The organism is Methanolobus sp. WCC4, from assembly GCF_038022665.1.
Lineage (GTDB): Archaea > Halobacteriota > Methanosarcinia > Methanosarcinales > Methanosarcinaceae > Methanolobus.
In genome coordinates this window covers 2375126-2390024 of sequence record NZ_CP150629.1, presented here as the reverse complement: position 1 = coordinate 2390024, position 14899 = coordinate 2375126, and the positions used below count along the sequence as shown (strand labels likewise).

11 protein-coding genes and 2 tRNA genes are annotated in these 14899 nt (G+C 44.5%); 12 read left to right on the top strand and 1 reads right to left on the bottom strand.

All coding sequences use genetic code 11. The features are described from left to right. Nucleotides 1-107 precede the first annotated feature (107 nt). From dph5 to V7O63_RS11200, 12 genes are all read left to right on the top strand, one after another. Nucleotides 108-911: a diphthine synthase gene (gene dph5 / locus V7O63_RS11255; protein ID WP_340818649.1), complete on the top strand. Its 804-nt coding sequence runs from the start codon at nucleotides 108-110 to the stop codon at nucleotides 909-911. A 62-nt stretch (nucleotides 912-973) separates the two neighbouring features. Further along, a complete protein-coding gene (locus V7O63_RS11250) occupies nucleotides 974-2749 on the top strand; it encodes an ATP-binding protein (protein ID WP_340818648.1) in 1776 nt (591 codons plus the stop codon). A 36-nt stretch (nucleotides 2750-2785) separates the two neighbouring features. Continuing rightward, a complete protein-coding gene (locus tag V7O63_RS11245; protein WP_340820838.1) occupies nucleotides 2786-3067 on the top strand; it encodes a DUF357 domain-containing protein in 282 nt (93 codons plus the stop codon). A 91-nt stretch (nucleotides 3068-3158) separates the two neighbouring features. Beyond that, on the top strand, nucleotides 3159-3500 hold the full coding sequence (locus tag V7O63_RS11240) for a DUF555 domain-containing protein (RefSeq protein ID WP_340818647.1): 342 nt from the start codon (nucleotides 3159-3161) through the stop codon (nucleotides 3498-3500). Between the two features lie 23 nt (nucleotides 3501-3523). Beyond that, nucleotides 3524-4423, top strand: coding sequence for a carbohydrate kinase family protein (locus V7O63_RS11235; protein ID WP_340818646.1), 900 nt, complete (start codon nucleotides 3524-3526; stop codon nucleotides 4421-4423). Nucleotides 4424-4570: 147 nt separating this feature from the next. After that, nucleotides 4571-6262 carry a type II/IV secretion system ATPase subunit gene (locus V7O63_RS11230; protein ID WP_340818645.1) on the top strand — a complete coding sequence of 564 codons (1692 nt, stop codon included), beginning with the start codon at nucleotides 4571-4573 and terminating at the stop codon, nucleotides 6260-6262. Between the two features lie 9 nt (nucleotides 6263-6271). Further along, entirely contained in the window at nucleotides 6272-8218 is a 1947-nt protein-coding gene (locus V7O63_RS11225) for a type II secretion system F family protein (RefSeq protein WP_340818644.1), read from the top strand. 9 nt (nucleotides 8219-8227) lie between these two features. Then, complete coding sequence (locus V7O63_RS11220) at nucleotides 8228-9145, top strand: hypothetical protein (protein ID WP_340818643.1); 918 nt, start codon at nucleotides 8228-8230, stop codon at nucleotides 9143-9145. Nucleotides 9146-9279: 134 nt separating this feature from the next. Then, a complete protein-coding gene (amrS, locus tag V7O63_RS11215) occupies nucleotides 9280-10296 on the top strand; it encodes an AmmeMemoRadiSam system radical SAM enzyme (RefSeq protein WP_340818642.1) in 1017 nt (338 codons plus the stop codon). A gap of 264 nt (nucleotides 10297-10560) precedes the next feature. Continuing rightward, nucleotides 10561-10633 (top strand) — tRNA-Asn (locus V7O63_RS11210). 21 nt (nucleotides 10634-10654) lie between these two features. Next, nucleotides 10655-10729: transfer RNA gene (locus V7O63_RS11205), tRNA-Ile, on the top strand. Nucleotides 10730-10996: 267 nt separating this feature from the next. Further along, the gene (locus V7O63_RS11200) at nucleotides 10997-13825 is read left to right on the top strand and encodes a M1 family metallopeptidase (protein ID WP_340818641.1); all 2829 of its coding nucleotides are present in this window, start codon (nucleotides 10997-10999) and stop codon (nucleotides 13823-13825) included. Nucleotides 13826-14001: 176 nt separating this feature from the next. On the opposite strand, the gene V7O63_RS11195 is transcribed toward V7O63_RS11200, so the two are convergent. Beyond that, nucleotides 14002-14817: a winged helix-turn-helix domain-containing protein gene (locus tag V7O63_RS11195; protein WP_340818640.1), complete on the bottom strand. Its 816-nt coding sequence runs from the start codon at nucleotides 14815-14817 to the stop codon at nucleotides 14002-14004. Nucleotides 14818-14899 lie beyond the last annotated feature (82 nt).

Sequence of the window (14899 nt, the reverse complement as noted above, 5' to 3'; positions counted from 1 at the left end):
TGGTTCTATAAAAACATTGCGAGTCTACCCCGTTCACACACGTTGTATATATTACCACACTGCTAGCATTCTCAAAGCATTTAACCCATAAGGACATAGAGCAGATCATGCTCACTTTCATAGGACTGGGCCTTTTTGACGAGAAAGATATCTCCCTAAAAGGACTCGAAGCTATAAAAAATGCTGATATGGTATTTGCGGAATTCTACACATCACGTCTGATGGGTAGTACAATAGAAAGACTCGAAGAACTGTACGGTAAGAAGGTCAATGTGCTTTCCAGGGAAGATGTTGAAATATCCCCGGACTGGCTTGCAGAAGCAAAGGACAGGGATGTGGCTTTCCTGACAGGCGGGGACACCATGGTATCCACGACACATGTGGATCTCCGTCTTCGTGCAAAGGACCTTGGCATAGATACTAAACTCATACACGGGGCTTCCATAGCTTCAGCTATCTGCGGACTCTCGGGATTGCAGAACTACAGGTTCGGGAAGTCTTCCACAATACCACATCCCTTCACCAGCAGTCGTGGTATCACCGTTGTATCTGAAACCCCGTATGATACCATCAAGCTCAACAAGGAACACAATATGCATACCCTTGTTTTCCTGGATATCGATAAGGACAAAGGCTACATGACCGTGAACCAGGCACTTGAACTTCTTCTCAAGGTCGAGGACAAAAGAGGCGAAGGCATCATGGAGAATGCCGTTGCTGTGGGTATTGCCAGAGCAGGTTCCGATGAGCCTGTTGTAAAGGCAGGTTACGCACATGTTCTCAAAGATGAGGACTTCGGTGAACCTCTGCACATACTGGTGGTCCCTGCATCACTACACTTCATCGAGGCAGAGGCTCTTGTAAGGCTCGCAGGTGCTCCCCAGGAGATACTTGAGGGACTTGATGACTGAGGGAAGATATAATAATACATAATAAACATAATACTGAAGACCATGAATTTGAGGGATGAAAAATGGTAAGAGGTTCAGTAGGCGTAATTTTCGGAGAGACCGGAACCTTTGAGTTCAAAGTGATGGTTCTCGACAGTTCTAAAGTGTATAGGGGGGCATACGTCAAAGTATGGCATGATGCTTCCTCGGATGAGAAGGACCATACCTGGGTACTTGGACAGGTAATGGCGATAAAAAGATACAGTGACTCATTTTCCATAGAAGAGGCTATGAAAGGCCAGCGTACCGATAAGAGCGATGATAAGATCGTTGCAGAGGTTATGATAATCGGTTCAAGGGATGAGTTAGGTATGCTCAGGGCACCTGTGATACCTTTCAGTCCGGGAAGTCCGATCTTCGCAGCGGACGAGGGTCTTACAAGGTCCGTTCTTGGACTTACGGGTAATGAGATGAGCATCGGTCTGCTGGAAGGCACAAATATCAAGGTCCAGCTTAGTGTGAACAGTCTCGTGCAGAAACACTGCAGCATACTGGCAAAGACCGGTAGTGGTAAGTCATATACTGCATCTGTATTGCTTGAAGAACTGCTTGATCACAATATTCCGCTTCTTATCCTGGATCCTCACAGCGAGTACTCTTCCCTGAAGGTGGAAGGTGAGGGAAGTGAAGAGGATTTCGCCCGTTTTGGTGTCAAACCCAAAGGATATGGTTCGAACATAACGGTATATACTCCTGCCAGCAAGGCATTGAATCCTGATGCTGATGAGCTTTTCAGATTGAATGGGATGAATCTGACCGTCAATGACCTGATATCCATCTTCCCGGATAATTTCTCGACCACACATACCGGTATACTGTACGAGGCCATACAGAAAGTCCGTGCAGAGATGGAGACCTACACCATCGATGACATAATATTCGAGGTTGGTAACGATAAGAGCAAGGCAAAATGGATCGTTATCAATTCCCTTGAGCAGATAAGGGATACCAACATACTTTCACCTAATCCTACCTCGATAGAGGAACTATTCCAGAAAGGAAAGGCATCAGTAATTGATTTCAAGGGTGTGGCACCGGAATTGCAGAGCATGATCGTTGCAAGCCTTTGTTCAAGTCTTTTCGAGTCACGTAAGCTCAATACGATCCCGCCGGGAATGCTGGTAGTGGAGGAGGCTCACAACTATGCTCCTGAAAAGGGATTCAGCAAGACCACAAGTACTGATATTCTCAGGACGATCGCATCCGAGGGCAGGAAGTTCGGTCTTGGTATGATGGTGATCTCCCAGAGACCTGCCAGGGTCGATAAGAACGTACTCTCGCAATGTGGTACCCAGGTCATTATGAAGGTCACAAACCCTAACGACCTCAAAGCTATCAGTAAGGGTCTTGAAGGTGTTACATCCTACGTTGAGGAGGAGCTCATGCGCCTGCCGCCCGGTGTTGCAATGCTTGTGAGCAATGAGATCGAGCGCCCTGTACTTGTGGACATCAGGATAAGGAAATCCAAACACGGTGGTGAGTCCGTGAATGTTCTCAAGGCTGCAAGGACCGTTACACCTCCACCACCACCTGAGGTTACCTATGAAGAACCGGAAACTCCGACACCCGCTCGTGCTCCGGTACGAAGGGAAGTTCCGCCTGTAAGCGCACCTGTGGCTGCACCTGCAGATACCTGGGAACCCGGGGCAATGATGGATGTACCTGTCATGGAAGTGCCCGGACAGGAAAAGGAATTCACCCCTCCGCCTAAGAGAAAGCCTTCAAGGGCACCCCGAAATGATGATGAGAAAGAAGGTGGCGGAAAATTGTTCAAAAAGTTGTTCGGAGCGAACAGATAATTAAGCATGAACACTGTTGAGGCATGTGTGGTTACTATGGCTGCTGACCTGAATGAAAAAGTTAAGAGATATGAGCGTCTATTAAGGGAAGCCCTTGAAAAGGCTGAGATCGCACCTATTCCGCAATCACACATGTATACAGTCGCCGGTGACTATCGCAACATGGCAAGTTCATACTATAATGACGGGTTACACTTCGTTGAAACGAATGACCCTGTGAATGCACTTGTCTGTTTTAGTTATGGGCATGCGTGGCTTGATGCAGGAGCAAGGCTTGGCCTGTTCGATGTTGACGACGATGTGTTGTTCACCATATAGGTCAGTTAAAGTAATACCTGATCAATACACTACTTAATGTCCTAGTTATTTAAAATTGAAGAAGAAATGAAGTATATATCGGAGAGATCTAATGTCAAATTATCACGTTGTACTTGAAGCCGCCTGGTTGGTAAGAGATGTAAAATCAGCAGACGATGCCATAGGTGTCGCTATTTCTGAGGCAGGAAAACGCCTCAATCCTAAACTTGACTATGTTGAGGTAGATATAGGAACTACATTCTGTCCCGCATGTGAGGAACCTATAAGCAGTGTGTTCATCGCTGCGAACACTGCAATTGTCGGACTTGTACTTGAGATGAAGGTCTTTGACGCAGAAAGTGCAGAGCATGCATCAAGGATAGCTAAATCCGTTATCGGCAGAGCATTGAGGGATGTCCCTCTGGCTGTTGTTGATGTCGATGAATTCGAGTAAGGACGGAGTAAGGAAGTATCGACATGGACAGGACCATCACTGTTGTAGGCCACGCTGCCATAGACCTTCTTTTCGATGTTGAGAATATCGCGGTCCACAACGAATCCCATCCTATAATCGACTATCATCAGTATTATGGTGGCGGAGCTGCCAATATCGCCGTTGCGATTGCCATACTCGGTGGTAATGCACAGTTGATATCCGCAGTTGGCGGTGACTTTGCATCATCGGGCTATGAAGAAGAACTTGAGAAGCACAGTGTCGATCTTTCCCTGTTATACAGGTTCCCTGAGGAGAAGAGTACAAGGGCATTTGTTTTCACAGACAGGGACCACCACCAGAGCACATATTTCCACTGGGGTGCATCTGCAAAGCTCAAGGAACTGGAACCACCGGCAGTTGACTTCGTACATCTTGCAACCTCTGATTCAACATACAACGCAAGGATTGCTAAGAAAGCAGGTTTTGTTTCCTTTGATCCGGGACAGGATCTTGTTACTTACTCAAAGGAGAACCTTGAGAGCATCCTTGAGAACACGGATATCCTTTTCACCAATAAGCATGAGATCCAGCGTGTCTGTGATATGACAGGAAAGTCACTTGATGATATTCTTGGCATGATCGAGACAGTTGTCGTTACCTATGATGCAGATGGCAGTAAGATCCACAACAGCGGAAATGAGTTCATGATACCTGTCGTTCCTGTAAAGGCCCTTGATCCTACCGGTGCCGGGGATGCCTACCGAGCGGGTTTCCTGCTTGCATACACACGCGGTTATCCTCTGGAAACATGTGGCAGGATAGGTTCCACGGTCGCTTCTTTTGCTGTTCAGAGCATCGGTTGCCAGACCGACCTTCCCACATGGGATAAAATGATATCAAGGTACGAAGAGAACTTTGGTACATTTCCTGAAATTGGATGACTCCGCCGGTGTCATCTGTAGTTCTATTTTTTAATTCCTTCCTTTTATTTGGTCTTAGTTATCTTTTTTGTATTGGATACGTCAGTTTGTTAGTATATAATTAAAAGGTCAAAGACTTTTTATATACATAAGATTATATATTAGTCGATGAAGGATTCGGAACCAGACATGCTGATCGTAGATGAAGCGATCCCTGATGATATATCCGGGATGGATGAGAAAGAACCTTCCAGATTATCTTCTTTTATCGGTAGTGTAAAGGCTGGTATCCACTACATCCTGCATCCACGCACAGAGCTTCCTGTATATGATCTGGAGTTACATGGCTCACTCATAGAGTTCGAGATACCTGATGGCTTCACTGAAGTGGAAAGGTACTGGGTGAATGAACCTTATTCTTTCATTTCCATTATCGAGAGAAATAATATCTATCAATATCATGTCGTTGAACCAATGCTGACACTGTATGAGAAGGATATCCTTGAGAGGGTCTATGATGATCTTCAGGACATCCTCAGTCTTGGCGGGGTTGGTTCAGGTAAAGACAAAGAAACAGCATTAATGGAAAATGCACTGATACTTTTCAACAGGTACCATGCCAGTCTTGAGGTACCTTCTCAATTCCGTATACTCTACTATCTCAAGCGCAATTTCCTTGGTCACGATCGTATAAACTCATTGATGCTCGACCCCAACATAGAGGACATCTCCTGTGATGGTATAGACATACCTGTCTTTATGTACCACTCCAGATATCGTAACATCAAGACGAACGTCTCCTTTGGTGAAAAGGAACTTGATTCTCTTGTGATCAAGCTCTGCCAGAAAAGTGGAAAGCATATTTCCATGAGCGAACCTATGGTCGATGCCACCCTTCCAGATGGTTCCCGACTGCAGGCGACCCTTGGTAAAGAAATAACTACCAGAGGTAGCTCTTTCACTATCAGGAAGTTCAGGGGTGACCCGATAACCCCGATAGACCTGATAAATTACAATACCTGTAATGTCGAGATGATGGCGTATTTCTGGCTTTCAATGGAGAACGGGGATTGCGCTATCTTTGCCGGAGGTACAGCATCCGGTAAGACCTCGATGCTCAATGCAGTTTCCCTTTTCATTCCACCTTTATCCAAGGTTGTATCAATAGAGGATACAAGGGAAGTAACCCTGCACCACGATAACTGGATCGCTGGTGTCACACGCAAGCCAATGAATGTCAGCAGTGCAGGTGAGGTCTCCATGTATGACCTGCTGCGTTCTGCTTTGAGGCAGAGGCCCGAATATATACTGGTGGGAGAGATCAGGGGTGAAGAGGCGCTGACACTTTTCCAGGCCATATCCACGGGCCATGCTACCTATTCCACCATGCATGCAGGTGATGTCCAGACCGTTGTCAACAGGCTTGACAGTCCTCCTCTTAATGTTCCTCATGTCATGCTACAATCACTTGATATTCTGAGCATACAGGTGCAGACGTTTGTAAAAGGTAAAAGGGTTAGAAGGACCAAAAGTCTTGTAGAGTTCACAGGTATAGATACAAAGACCGGTTACATACGCATAAATGAACTTTACAGGTGGGACCCTGTAAAAGATGAGTTCATCCGCACTGGTGATTCATATACTCTTAACAAGGTCATGATCTCAAGGGGATGGGACAAGAACACACTCCTCGAAGAACTGGGAAGAAGGGAACGCGTTATCAATTACCTGATCAGGAATGATATCAGGGACTATATACGTATCTCTCTTGTAGTACAGGCGTATGATGCAGATTCGAATAAAGTTCTTGAGGCTATCGGGAATGATACTCTGGAATCTATCCTTGATGAGAATATGTAGGTGCTCTGGATGGATATCATAGATTCTGTTTCACATCTTTTATTCGGAAACTATGTAAGGAAGCATATTGGCCGTTATGAGAAACAAAGGTCACTTATACGCAAAGCAGGCATGGGCATCCTTATCGAGCAATATATCGCACAGATATACTTTTTATCTTCCCTGATGGCTGTAATAGCCGGTATCGCAGGTCTGCTCATCGGATACTTCTGGATGGAAGGGGTCCAGCCTTATATGCTGGGTATCGGATCCACACATCCGTTGATCATATCCAATTTTCATTTCATCCTGAGTGTTGGGATAGCCGTTCTATTTGCAACCATAGCCTTATCCCTCACATATTATATCTTCACATCGATACCTGAGGTGCAGGTGAATATAAGAAGCACACTCATAAATCAGTCCCTGCCGCATAGTACTGCATATCTTTATGCAATGAGTCGTGGTGGAGGCATGAATCTCCTTGATGTAATGAGTTCGCTGGCCGAGAACTACTATATATATGGTTCATCTGCAGAGGAGATCGGTCTTATTGTAAAGGATATGGAATATTATGGCACCGATCTTCTGGAAGCTCTCGATAAGGCCGGTCAGAGGACACCTTCCAAGAAGTTCAAGGATTTCCTTGAGGGCCTTACATCAGTTGTCACCAGTGGTGGTGATGTAAGTTCATACCTGAAAGCAAAGAATGATCAGTATCGTCTCACAGCTACCAAGGAACAGAAGATTTTCTTTGAGACGCTGGGTGTCCTTGCTGAAGTATATATCTCTGCATTTGTAGCTGGTCCGCTTTTCCTTATTACTATCCTTGTGGTTCTGGGGCTTGTAAATACGGGTTCTGCCAGCATACTTAATTTAATAGTGTACATTTTAATCCCGATAGGGACCGTTTTCTTCCTGATACTCCTTAATTCACTGACCAATGATAATCCCAAGGTTCCTCCCTATTATGTGGTGGAAAAAAAGCTGGACCATTTCTCTGCCATTCCTATAAGAGAAGGGGACGAAGATGAAGATAATAAAAGAAGAAGTATTCGATATCATGCCAGATTTGTCAAGACGATGGATCAGATATTGCATCCTATCAGTCTTTTTACAGGCAAACCATCGTATGTTTTCATTGTGACCATTCCTCTGGCACTTATCTATGTTTTCCACTCGATTGGTGATTACATAAATCTCAGGAATATTATCTATTTCACCAACTATAATACTATAAATGCAAGTGCTGTAGATGACCATATCTTCATATCGTCTCTCATAATGCTGACCCCATTCGTCATATTTGATGAGATCAGAAGTTATCGTGTAAAGCAGATAGAATCGAGCATACCTGATTTTCTCAACAACCTGGCAAGTATAAATGAGGCAGGTATCCTTCTCGTAGATGCTATAATCATGAGCATGCAATTGAAAGTGGGTGTCCTTCATACCGAAGTCACACGTCTTGTGAACGATATATCATGGGGTACGAAACTCGATGATGCATTGAGGAAGTTCGAGTACCGTATCCGTACGGATATGACAAGGCGTTTGATAACTCTCATCATCAAGGCCAATGAAGCAACCAGTGATATCAAGACTGTCCTGACAATAGCAGCACATGATGCCGATGTCCAGAGGCAGCTCAAGAAAGAACGTAATGCTGAGATCTTCGTTTATGTTTTTATCATCTACATAGCATTCGCGGTGTTCCTGTTCATCGTTTACATACTTGCAGCTTATTTCCTGCCTGCTATGCCTGCATCCATGGATAATGCAGTTGCAGGTTCATCCTTTTCGATCGACTTCGACCTTGAAACGTATACATTGTTATTCTTCCATGCTGCTATGATCCAGGGATTCTGTTCCGGCCTGGTTGCAGGAAAGATGAGCACCGGGTATATCTATTCAGGACTCAAACACTCAATTCTGATGATGTCGATCTCCTATATCATATTCACAGTACTGATCTGAGGCGGATCTATGAGAGCACAGAAAAAGCGAACTGAAGTGGAATTCAAAAGTCTGGGCAAATGTAGTAGTGCCATCTCCAGTGTGATATCAGCTGTGCTTCTACTTGGTATCGTTGTCTCGGTCATTACCGTTGTGAATGTGCAGTATGTGCCTGAATGGAAAACCAGTGCTGAGCAGGTACATATGGATGATGTTTTCTATGATATGGCTGAGATGAAGAATGAGGTGGATATGTTATCCGCATACTCCCTGACAGAACCTTCCACGAGTCTTTCACTCAGTGTCCCTGTTAAGATGGGAGGAGCCTCGATCCCTATATTCGCTTCAGGGAAGTCCAGTGGCAGGCTGGCTATAAATGACGAAGAGTTCGATATGAATATAGTGGCAACTACACCAGGCCTTGACTATGATAGTGATCCGGTGTTGCTTGACCTTGGTACTGTTACTTATGCATCTGACAACAATTATTTTGTCAATCAGGTCCTGACATATGAGAATGGTGCACTGATAGTTTCCCAGAATGACTATTCACTTATGCGCCTTGAACCTCAGATGTCAGTGAAAAGGACGGAGAATTCCACAAATATCACTATGTATGTCAATGCTGTGGATATGGATGGTCCTACAAGAAGTATCAGCAGCAGTTCTGTGGAGGAACTTACTTTCAGGACAAATGGTTCAGACTCCCTGTACTGGGAAGGTATACTCTTTACAGATATGACGATGACCTTAAGGACATCACAGGTATCTTCATGGGTGACCTTCTTTGAGACAATGACGGATGATGCAGGAATGGATGCATCAGAGTATTCGATAAGTTACAATGACTCTGTGGTAGTCTTCTTCCTGAAAGGTGGTTCCGGGGAGGATATCAAACTCAATGTCACTAAATCAATCTTTGATGTGGACCTGAACCTCATTTCATGAACTAAGGATGAAACAGGGATATATCAACATCCACATTCATTGATAATTCTTTTGCGTTTTTCTTATCTGTTCCTTCCCTGCCCAACACTTAACTTAATGAGTGATCAGCTCGAATCTTCTATTGGGTGTAATTGATGATCAGGGAAGCGATGCTTTATGACAGACTTGATGATGGAAAGGTCCGGTGTAAACTGTGCAGTCACAGGTGCAGGATAGCTCCGGGAAAGAGAGGGATCTGTGCTGTAAGGGAGAACAGGGAGGGAACCCTGTACACCCTGAACTATAACGTTGTCTCCAGTGAGGCTCTGGATCCCATTGAGAAGAAACCGCTCTTCCATTTCCATCCGGGTTCGCTGGCCTATTCCCTGGGGACCATAGGTTGTAATTTCAGGTGTAAGCACTGCCAGAACTGGACCATATCCCAGATAGATATAGATGAGGCCAATGCCATCGAGATCACTCCTGAGAGGGCTGTTGAAAGGGCTGTGGCCTCGGGGGCAGAGGTCATTGCATGGACCTACAACGAACCGACCATATGGTTCGAATATACCTATGATTGTGCAAAACTGGCAAAGGAGGCCGGGCTGGCAACTGCATATATCACCAATGGCTATATCACAAAGGAGGGGCTGGAAATGATAGCCCCGTATCTGGATGCTTTCAGGGTGGATATCAAGGCGTTCACAGAGGAATTCTACCATGATATAGCAAGTGCGAAACTGGCACCTGTACTTGAGTCCGCAAAACTTGCAAGGGAACTGGGGATGCATGTGGAGGTCGTGAACCTGATAATACCTACTCTAAACGATTCTCCGGAGGAGATACGGGAGATGTGTGTGTGGGTACGCGAGAATCTTGGTGAGGATACTCCTGTTCATTTCACCCGCTTCCATCCGTACTACAAGTTGCAGAACATTCCTTCAACTCCTCTGGCAACGCTTGAAAGGGCATACGATATTGCAGGGGAGGAGGGTCTGCGATATATCTACATCGGGAATGTAGCGGGAACGGATTACGAGAACACCGTCTGTCCTCAATGTGGGGAATTGCTGATCAAAAGAGGAATGTTCAATATTGAATTGAATAAGTTGACCGATGGGACCACTTGCCCACGTTGCGGTGAGCATATTCCCATTGTGCCCGGGCATTGATGCCGCACGTGGTTATCTTTGTTTAAGGCAGTTTTAATAAAAATATGAGGGATGTAACTGGTCAGGGTTACTGTATATTAATGACCGTTGTATTTTTACCCCCTCGTTTCTATTGGAACATATACATCCAAGCATATATTATCATCATCATTATGATGGCCTGTCAAAATTAGTCCAAAAATTAAAACAAAGAACTGGTGCAATCAAAAGGTTTAAAAGCAATAACTGCATTAGAGGAATTCGCGCCTAAGCGCCTTGCTGAGAGCCGCAATAACTCAGTTGGTAGAGTGTCTGGCTGTTAACCAGAATGTCACAGGTTCGAGCCCTGTTTGCGGCGCTTCAAAACTTTTTTCGCATTGGGCCTGTAGCTTAGCCAGGTTAGAGCGCTCGGCTCATAACCGAGCGGCCACCGGTTCGAATCCGGTTAGGCCCACTTGACTTCTTTTTAGAATATTTGGCCTTTCCTAGCTTCTAGCTCTTTAGTTTTGTTATTTCTTTCCTTCTTTTAGTGAATACACTGTGATATTCAGACCATTGTCATATCCCTGATCGATCATGTGTTCCATGTCTGAATCATTGACCCAAACCTTGAGTAGTAAGACGGATTAATAATAAGAACAAAGACTGGTAACACGAATTAGATCAATGACCGGTCCAATGTCCGATCATTATGCTATCCTGAAATTACCGAGGTTATTCAATGGAAAGAATATACAAATATTATCCTGAGGATTTTGGAGAATTAACCGTTAAAGTTGTGCACATGGACCTTGTTTTCGACATATTCGACGACCATACAAAGGTAACATCCGATCTGAAATTGAAAACCCTCGACAAAGCAATTGATGAACTGGAACTTAATTGCAAGAAACTTGAGATCCTGTCTGTAAGTTGCGGGGAATACGATATCGATCATGAATACAGGGAAAAGGAAGATATCCTGTTGATCAGTTTCGGTCAGTCTGTACCTGAGAACACTGAGTTCGTGATAAATACGCAGACGATCTGCAGACCTACAAATAACATACTTGAAGGTCTCTATTACGATGAAACTCCTGCCGGTGCTCCACCTCAACAGATAACCCAGTGTCAGCAATGGGGATTCCAGAGGATAGTACCATGTATAGATGATATGGTGGCAAAATGCACTTACACTACAACCATCATTGCCGATGAGAGATATACCAATCTCATTACCAACGGTGATATTGTAGAGGCAAGACATTCTCTTGGGAACGGCAGGGACAGGATCGTCTATGACAATTCGGTCACACCAATGGCAACATATCTCTTCTTCCTTGGTCTGGGTACCTATGAGACGTTTACAAAGGAATTCGAATACCCTGACGGCTATACCTTTGACCTTGAACTTCTGGTACCACCCGGCTCAGACCCGGTAATAGCTCAGAGATCCCTTGATATTCTTTATGATTCTATCATGTGGATCTATCTTTTCACAGGGCCTGAGCAGTATGATCAGCTTAAACTACGTGGAAAGCTCATGGATATGATCCGGGAAAGGGACAGGCTCAAAAATGAAGGTGAAAGCGACAATGAGGGGCTGGAAAAGATAAGGGAGGAACTGAAGAGGTCTGCAGGGTCCATCCAGACTGGATACAGGTACACAGGTACCGTTTACAGGGAGATAGGTATGCAGAACTCTAATTTCGGTGGAATGGAGAATGTGGGAAACACTACCATCAGCACCAACCGCATAATGCCCTTCCCTCATATGACCGACAATGCATTTGAGTACCTGATGAGGGTGAAGGTACATGAGTTCTATCACAATCTGAATGGTTCAGAGGTGACCGGCTGGAGTCCATTTGAGATATGGCTCAACGAGGCTGTCACCGTTCACATTGAAAGGATGTACCACGCATATCACTTTGGTGAGGAATACGCCCGTCTTGGTGAGGTACTTGACCTTCTGGCTCCGGGTTCCGGAACCTTTGCCCTTGACAGGGGAGCAGCATCCATGCCCATCATCCCCGATGGGTTCAATGATCCTGATGACCTTATCTCTGCAGTGACCTATGTAAAGGCACCTGAATTCGTAATGATGCTGGAGAAAATGATGGGGAAGGAGACCTTTGCAAAGGCTCTGGATGTCTACCATTCCAGATATAAACACTCGAATGCTTCAACACGGGAATGGATAGAAGCAATGGAAGAGGTTTCAGGACAGAAGTTCAAAGAGATGGCAGATATCTGGTTGAAACAGACACAGTTCCCTGTGGTCCACGTAAGGACATCCTATGATGAAAATGAAAGGGCTTATACATTGCTGCTGGAGCAGGAAGTCCCTGAAGGAGCTGAGTTCTGGGAGTTACCGTTCAGTGTAGCCCTTGTAGACAGGGAAGGAAATGACCTTGCAGAAGTTACGGAACTGATGAAAGGTAAGGAGAAGGAAATAATCATCACTGGTGTGGACAGGCCTGCTTTCCTCTCCCTGAACCGTGGATATTCTTTCTTTGGAAAAGTAGTTCATGAGGCGGATGTCGATGAACTGGTCCTTCAGACAAAAGTGGACAGTGATCTGATCAACAGGTTCATAGCATTCTACCGTGTAGTGGATATGGAAAAGATGGAACTGATAGGGGATAGCGACCATCTTCCATCAAAGGAATTCACTGATCTCTATCACGAGCTTGTCGTGGATAATGACCTGATGAATGAAGCAGGTGCTCAGTTCCTGACCATCTTTGAATCAGTGGAGGATGAGAGATTTGCACACAGTTATCAGTTGCTATATGAGGTCAAACAAAAACTCCTGAAAGCTATAGCAGGCAGGCATGAGGATTCCCTGATATCACTCTATCAGGTCTGCAATGAGAAGGAATATAGTGGTCAGGACTATCTGAAAGATGAAGTTGATTCTATCAAGGACCGTCAGGTAAAGAATACCATCCTTTCTGTTCTTTCCACCCTTGATACTCCTGTGATACATGAGATGATCAGGCAACAGTTCGAGACAGCACAAAATGCCACAGACAGATTAAGTGCTTTCAGTTTCTATCTTAACAGTTCCGCACCTGACAGGATCAGCCTGTTGAAGTCCTTCCAGCAGGAAGCAGAAAAACATCCGGTTAGCTGGGAAGCTTTCCTGAGGGTTGTGGGAAGCAACAGCAGCAATGATGTATTCGATCTGGTAAGGGAGGTTGGAAGTTCCGGTTCTTTCAGGATAGAACAGGCAAATGACCAGAGAGCACTTTATGGGAGCTTTGCTTTCAACAGAAAGAGATCACTTCAGACCGAAGAAGGCAGGAAGCTGCTTGAGGATATAGTTCTCAGGCTGGCTAAGGTCAATGAGTACAATGCTGTGAGCATACTCAATGTCCTTGCAAATATTGACAGGATGGAGGAGGAATATCACATCCCTCTGGTGGGAATGCTGGTACGTTTCCTGGAAAGGCTCGATCAGGAGAGGTCACCAAGTGTGTACAACAGGATCAGGAAGATACTGCTCAATACTCCGAAGGCCGTGAAAAGCTATGAAGCGGTCAATGGTAAGGTCAATATCGGTTAAAAATATGAAATTGACCGATATCAATTTTATTTTTTATAATGGAGAAGATATGGATAAGCAAATGCTCAAAATAAAGATCAAACCTTTACATATTTATATTTCAGATCGTGTGGGTATGTGTTAAAACAATTGGTGGTGATGCTGTCAGATACGTAAAGGTCTGAATATCCACTTCCCTATTCCTGATCACCGATCTCCCTAAGCATTTTATCTTTATCAACAGGGATCGCTAGCTCCTTGAAATGATCTATAATATCAAGTCCCCATTGTCTTGCCTGGGGTTCATAGCTTATGAGTTTCAGATGATCGAGCACAAGGTCCTTGTTAAACAATGTTATCATGAAAATATCGTCGGTGACTGTGATCGATCCTATGGGTATTTCTTCTTTCATGAAGAACAATTCTGACCCTTCTGATTCCAGTATTTTTTGAAGATATTTTGAACCGTCCTTTTTCATTCTGTCGAAAACTGCTTTTGTGAGTATAAGGGTTACATCCACTCCCTTTTTAGCAAGCTGGGCATAATTATGCGGACACTGTGGATGGAAGAATGAAGCAAGTGTCCTGATATTCTTTGACTTTGCAAGGCTCTCATTGAACTCCTCCGGTGGTTCAAAAAGATATATCATGTCCGGTCTTTTAAGTTCACATTCTCCAAGGTTCCACAAGCGACTTCGAAACTCCTCGGGAATACTGCTGATATGACGGCTCATCCAGTAATCATAGTTCTCCTCAAAAACCTCGATGGTTCCAAGAAGAGGTTCCATTTTTTCAACGAGTATCCTGGCAGCTTCTGTCAGGGAATAGACCCTCTCATTGCACACAATAAGGTCGAGCTTTCTCAACTTCTTGATCTGGGGAAGCATGGCACTGGACGTAACATCGAGTGCTTCTTTTATTTCTTCGATATCCTTTGGACCTTCCATCAGCAGTAAAAGAAGCTTTTTTCTTTTTTCGGAAAGGAAGATCGCATCTATAATTGAAGCTTTCATTTACGTTTCATCCTGAATTTAAGGGAACTGTGTATATCTCATATATTAGGCATGCTAATTTATTATATCTATTTGGCTTTGA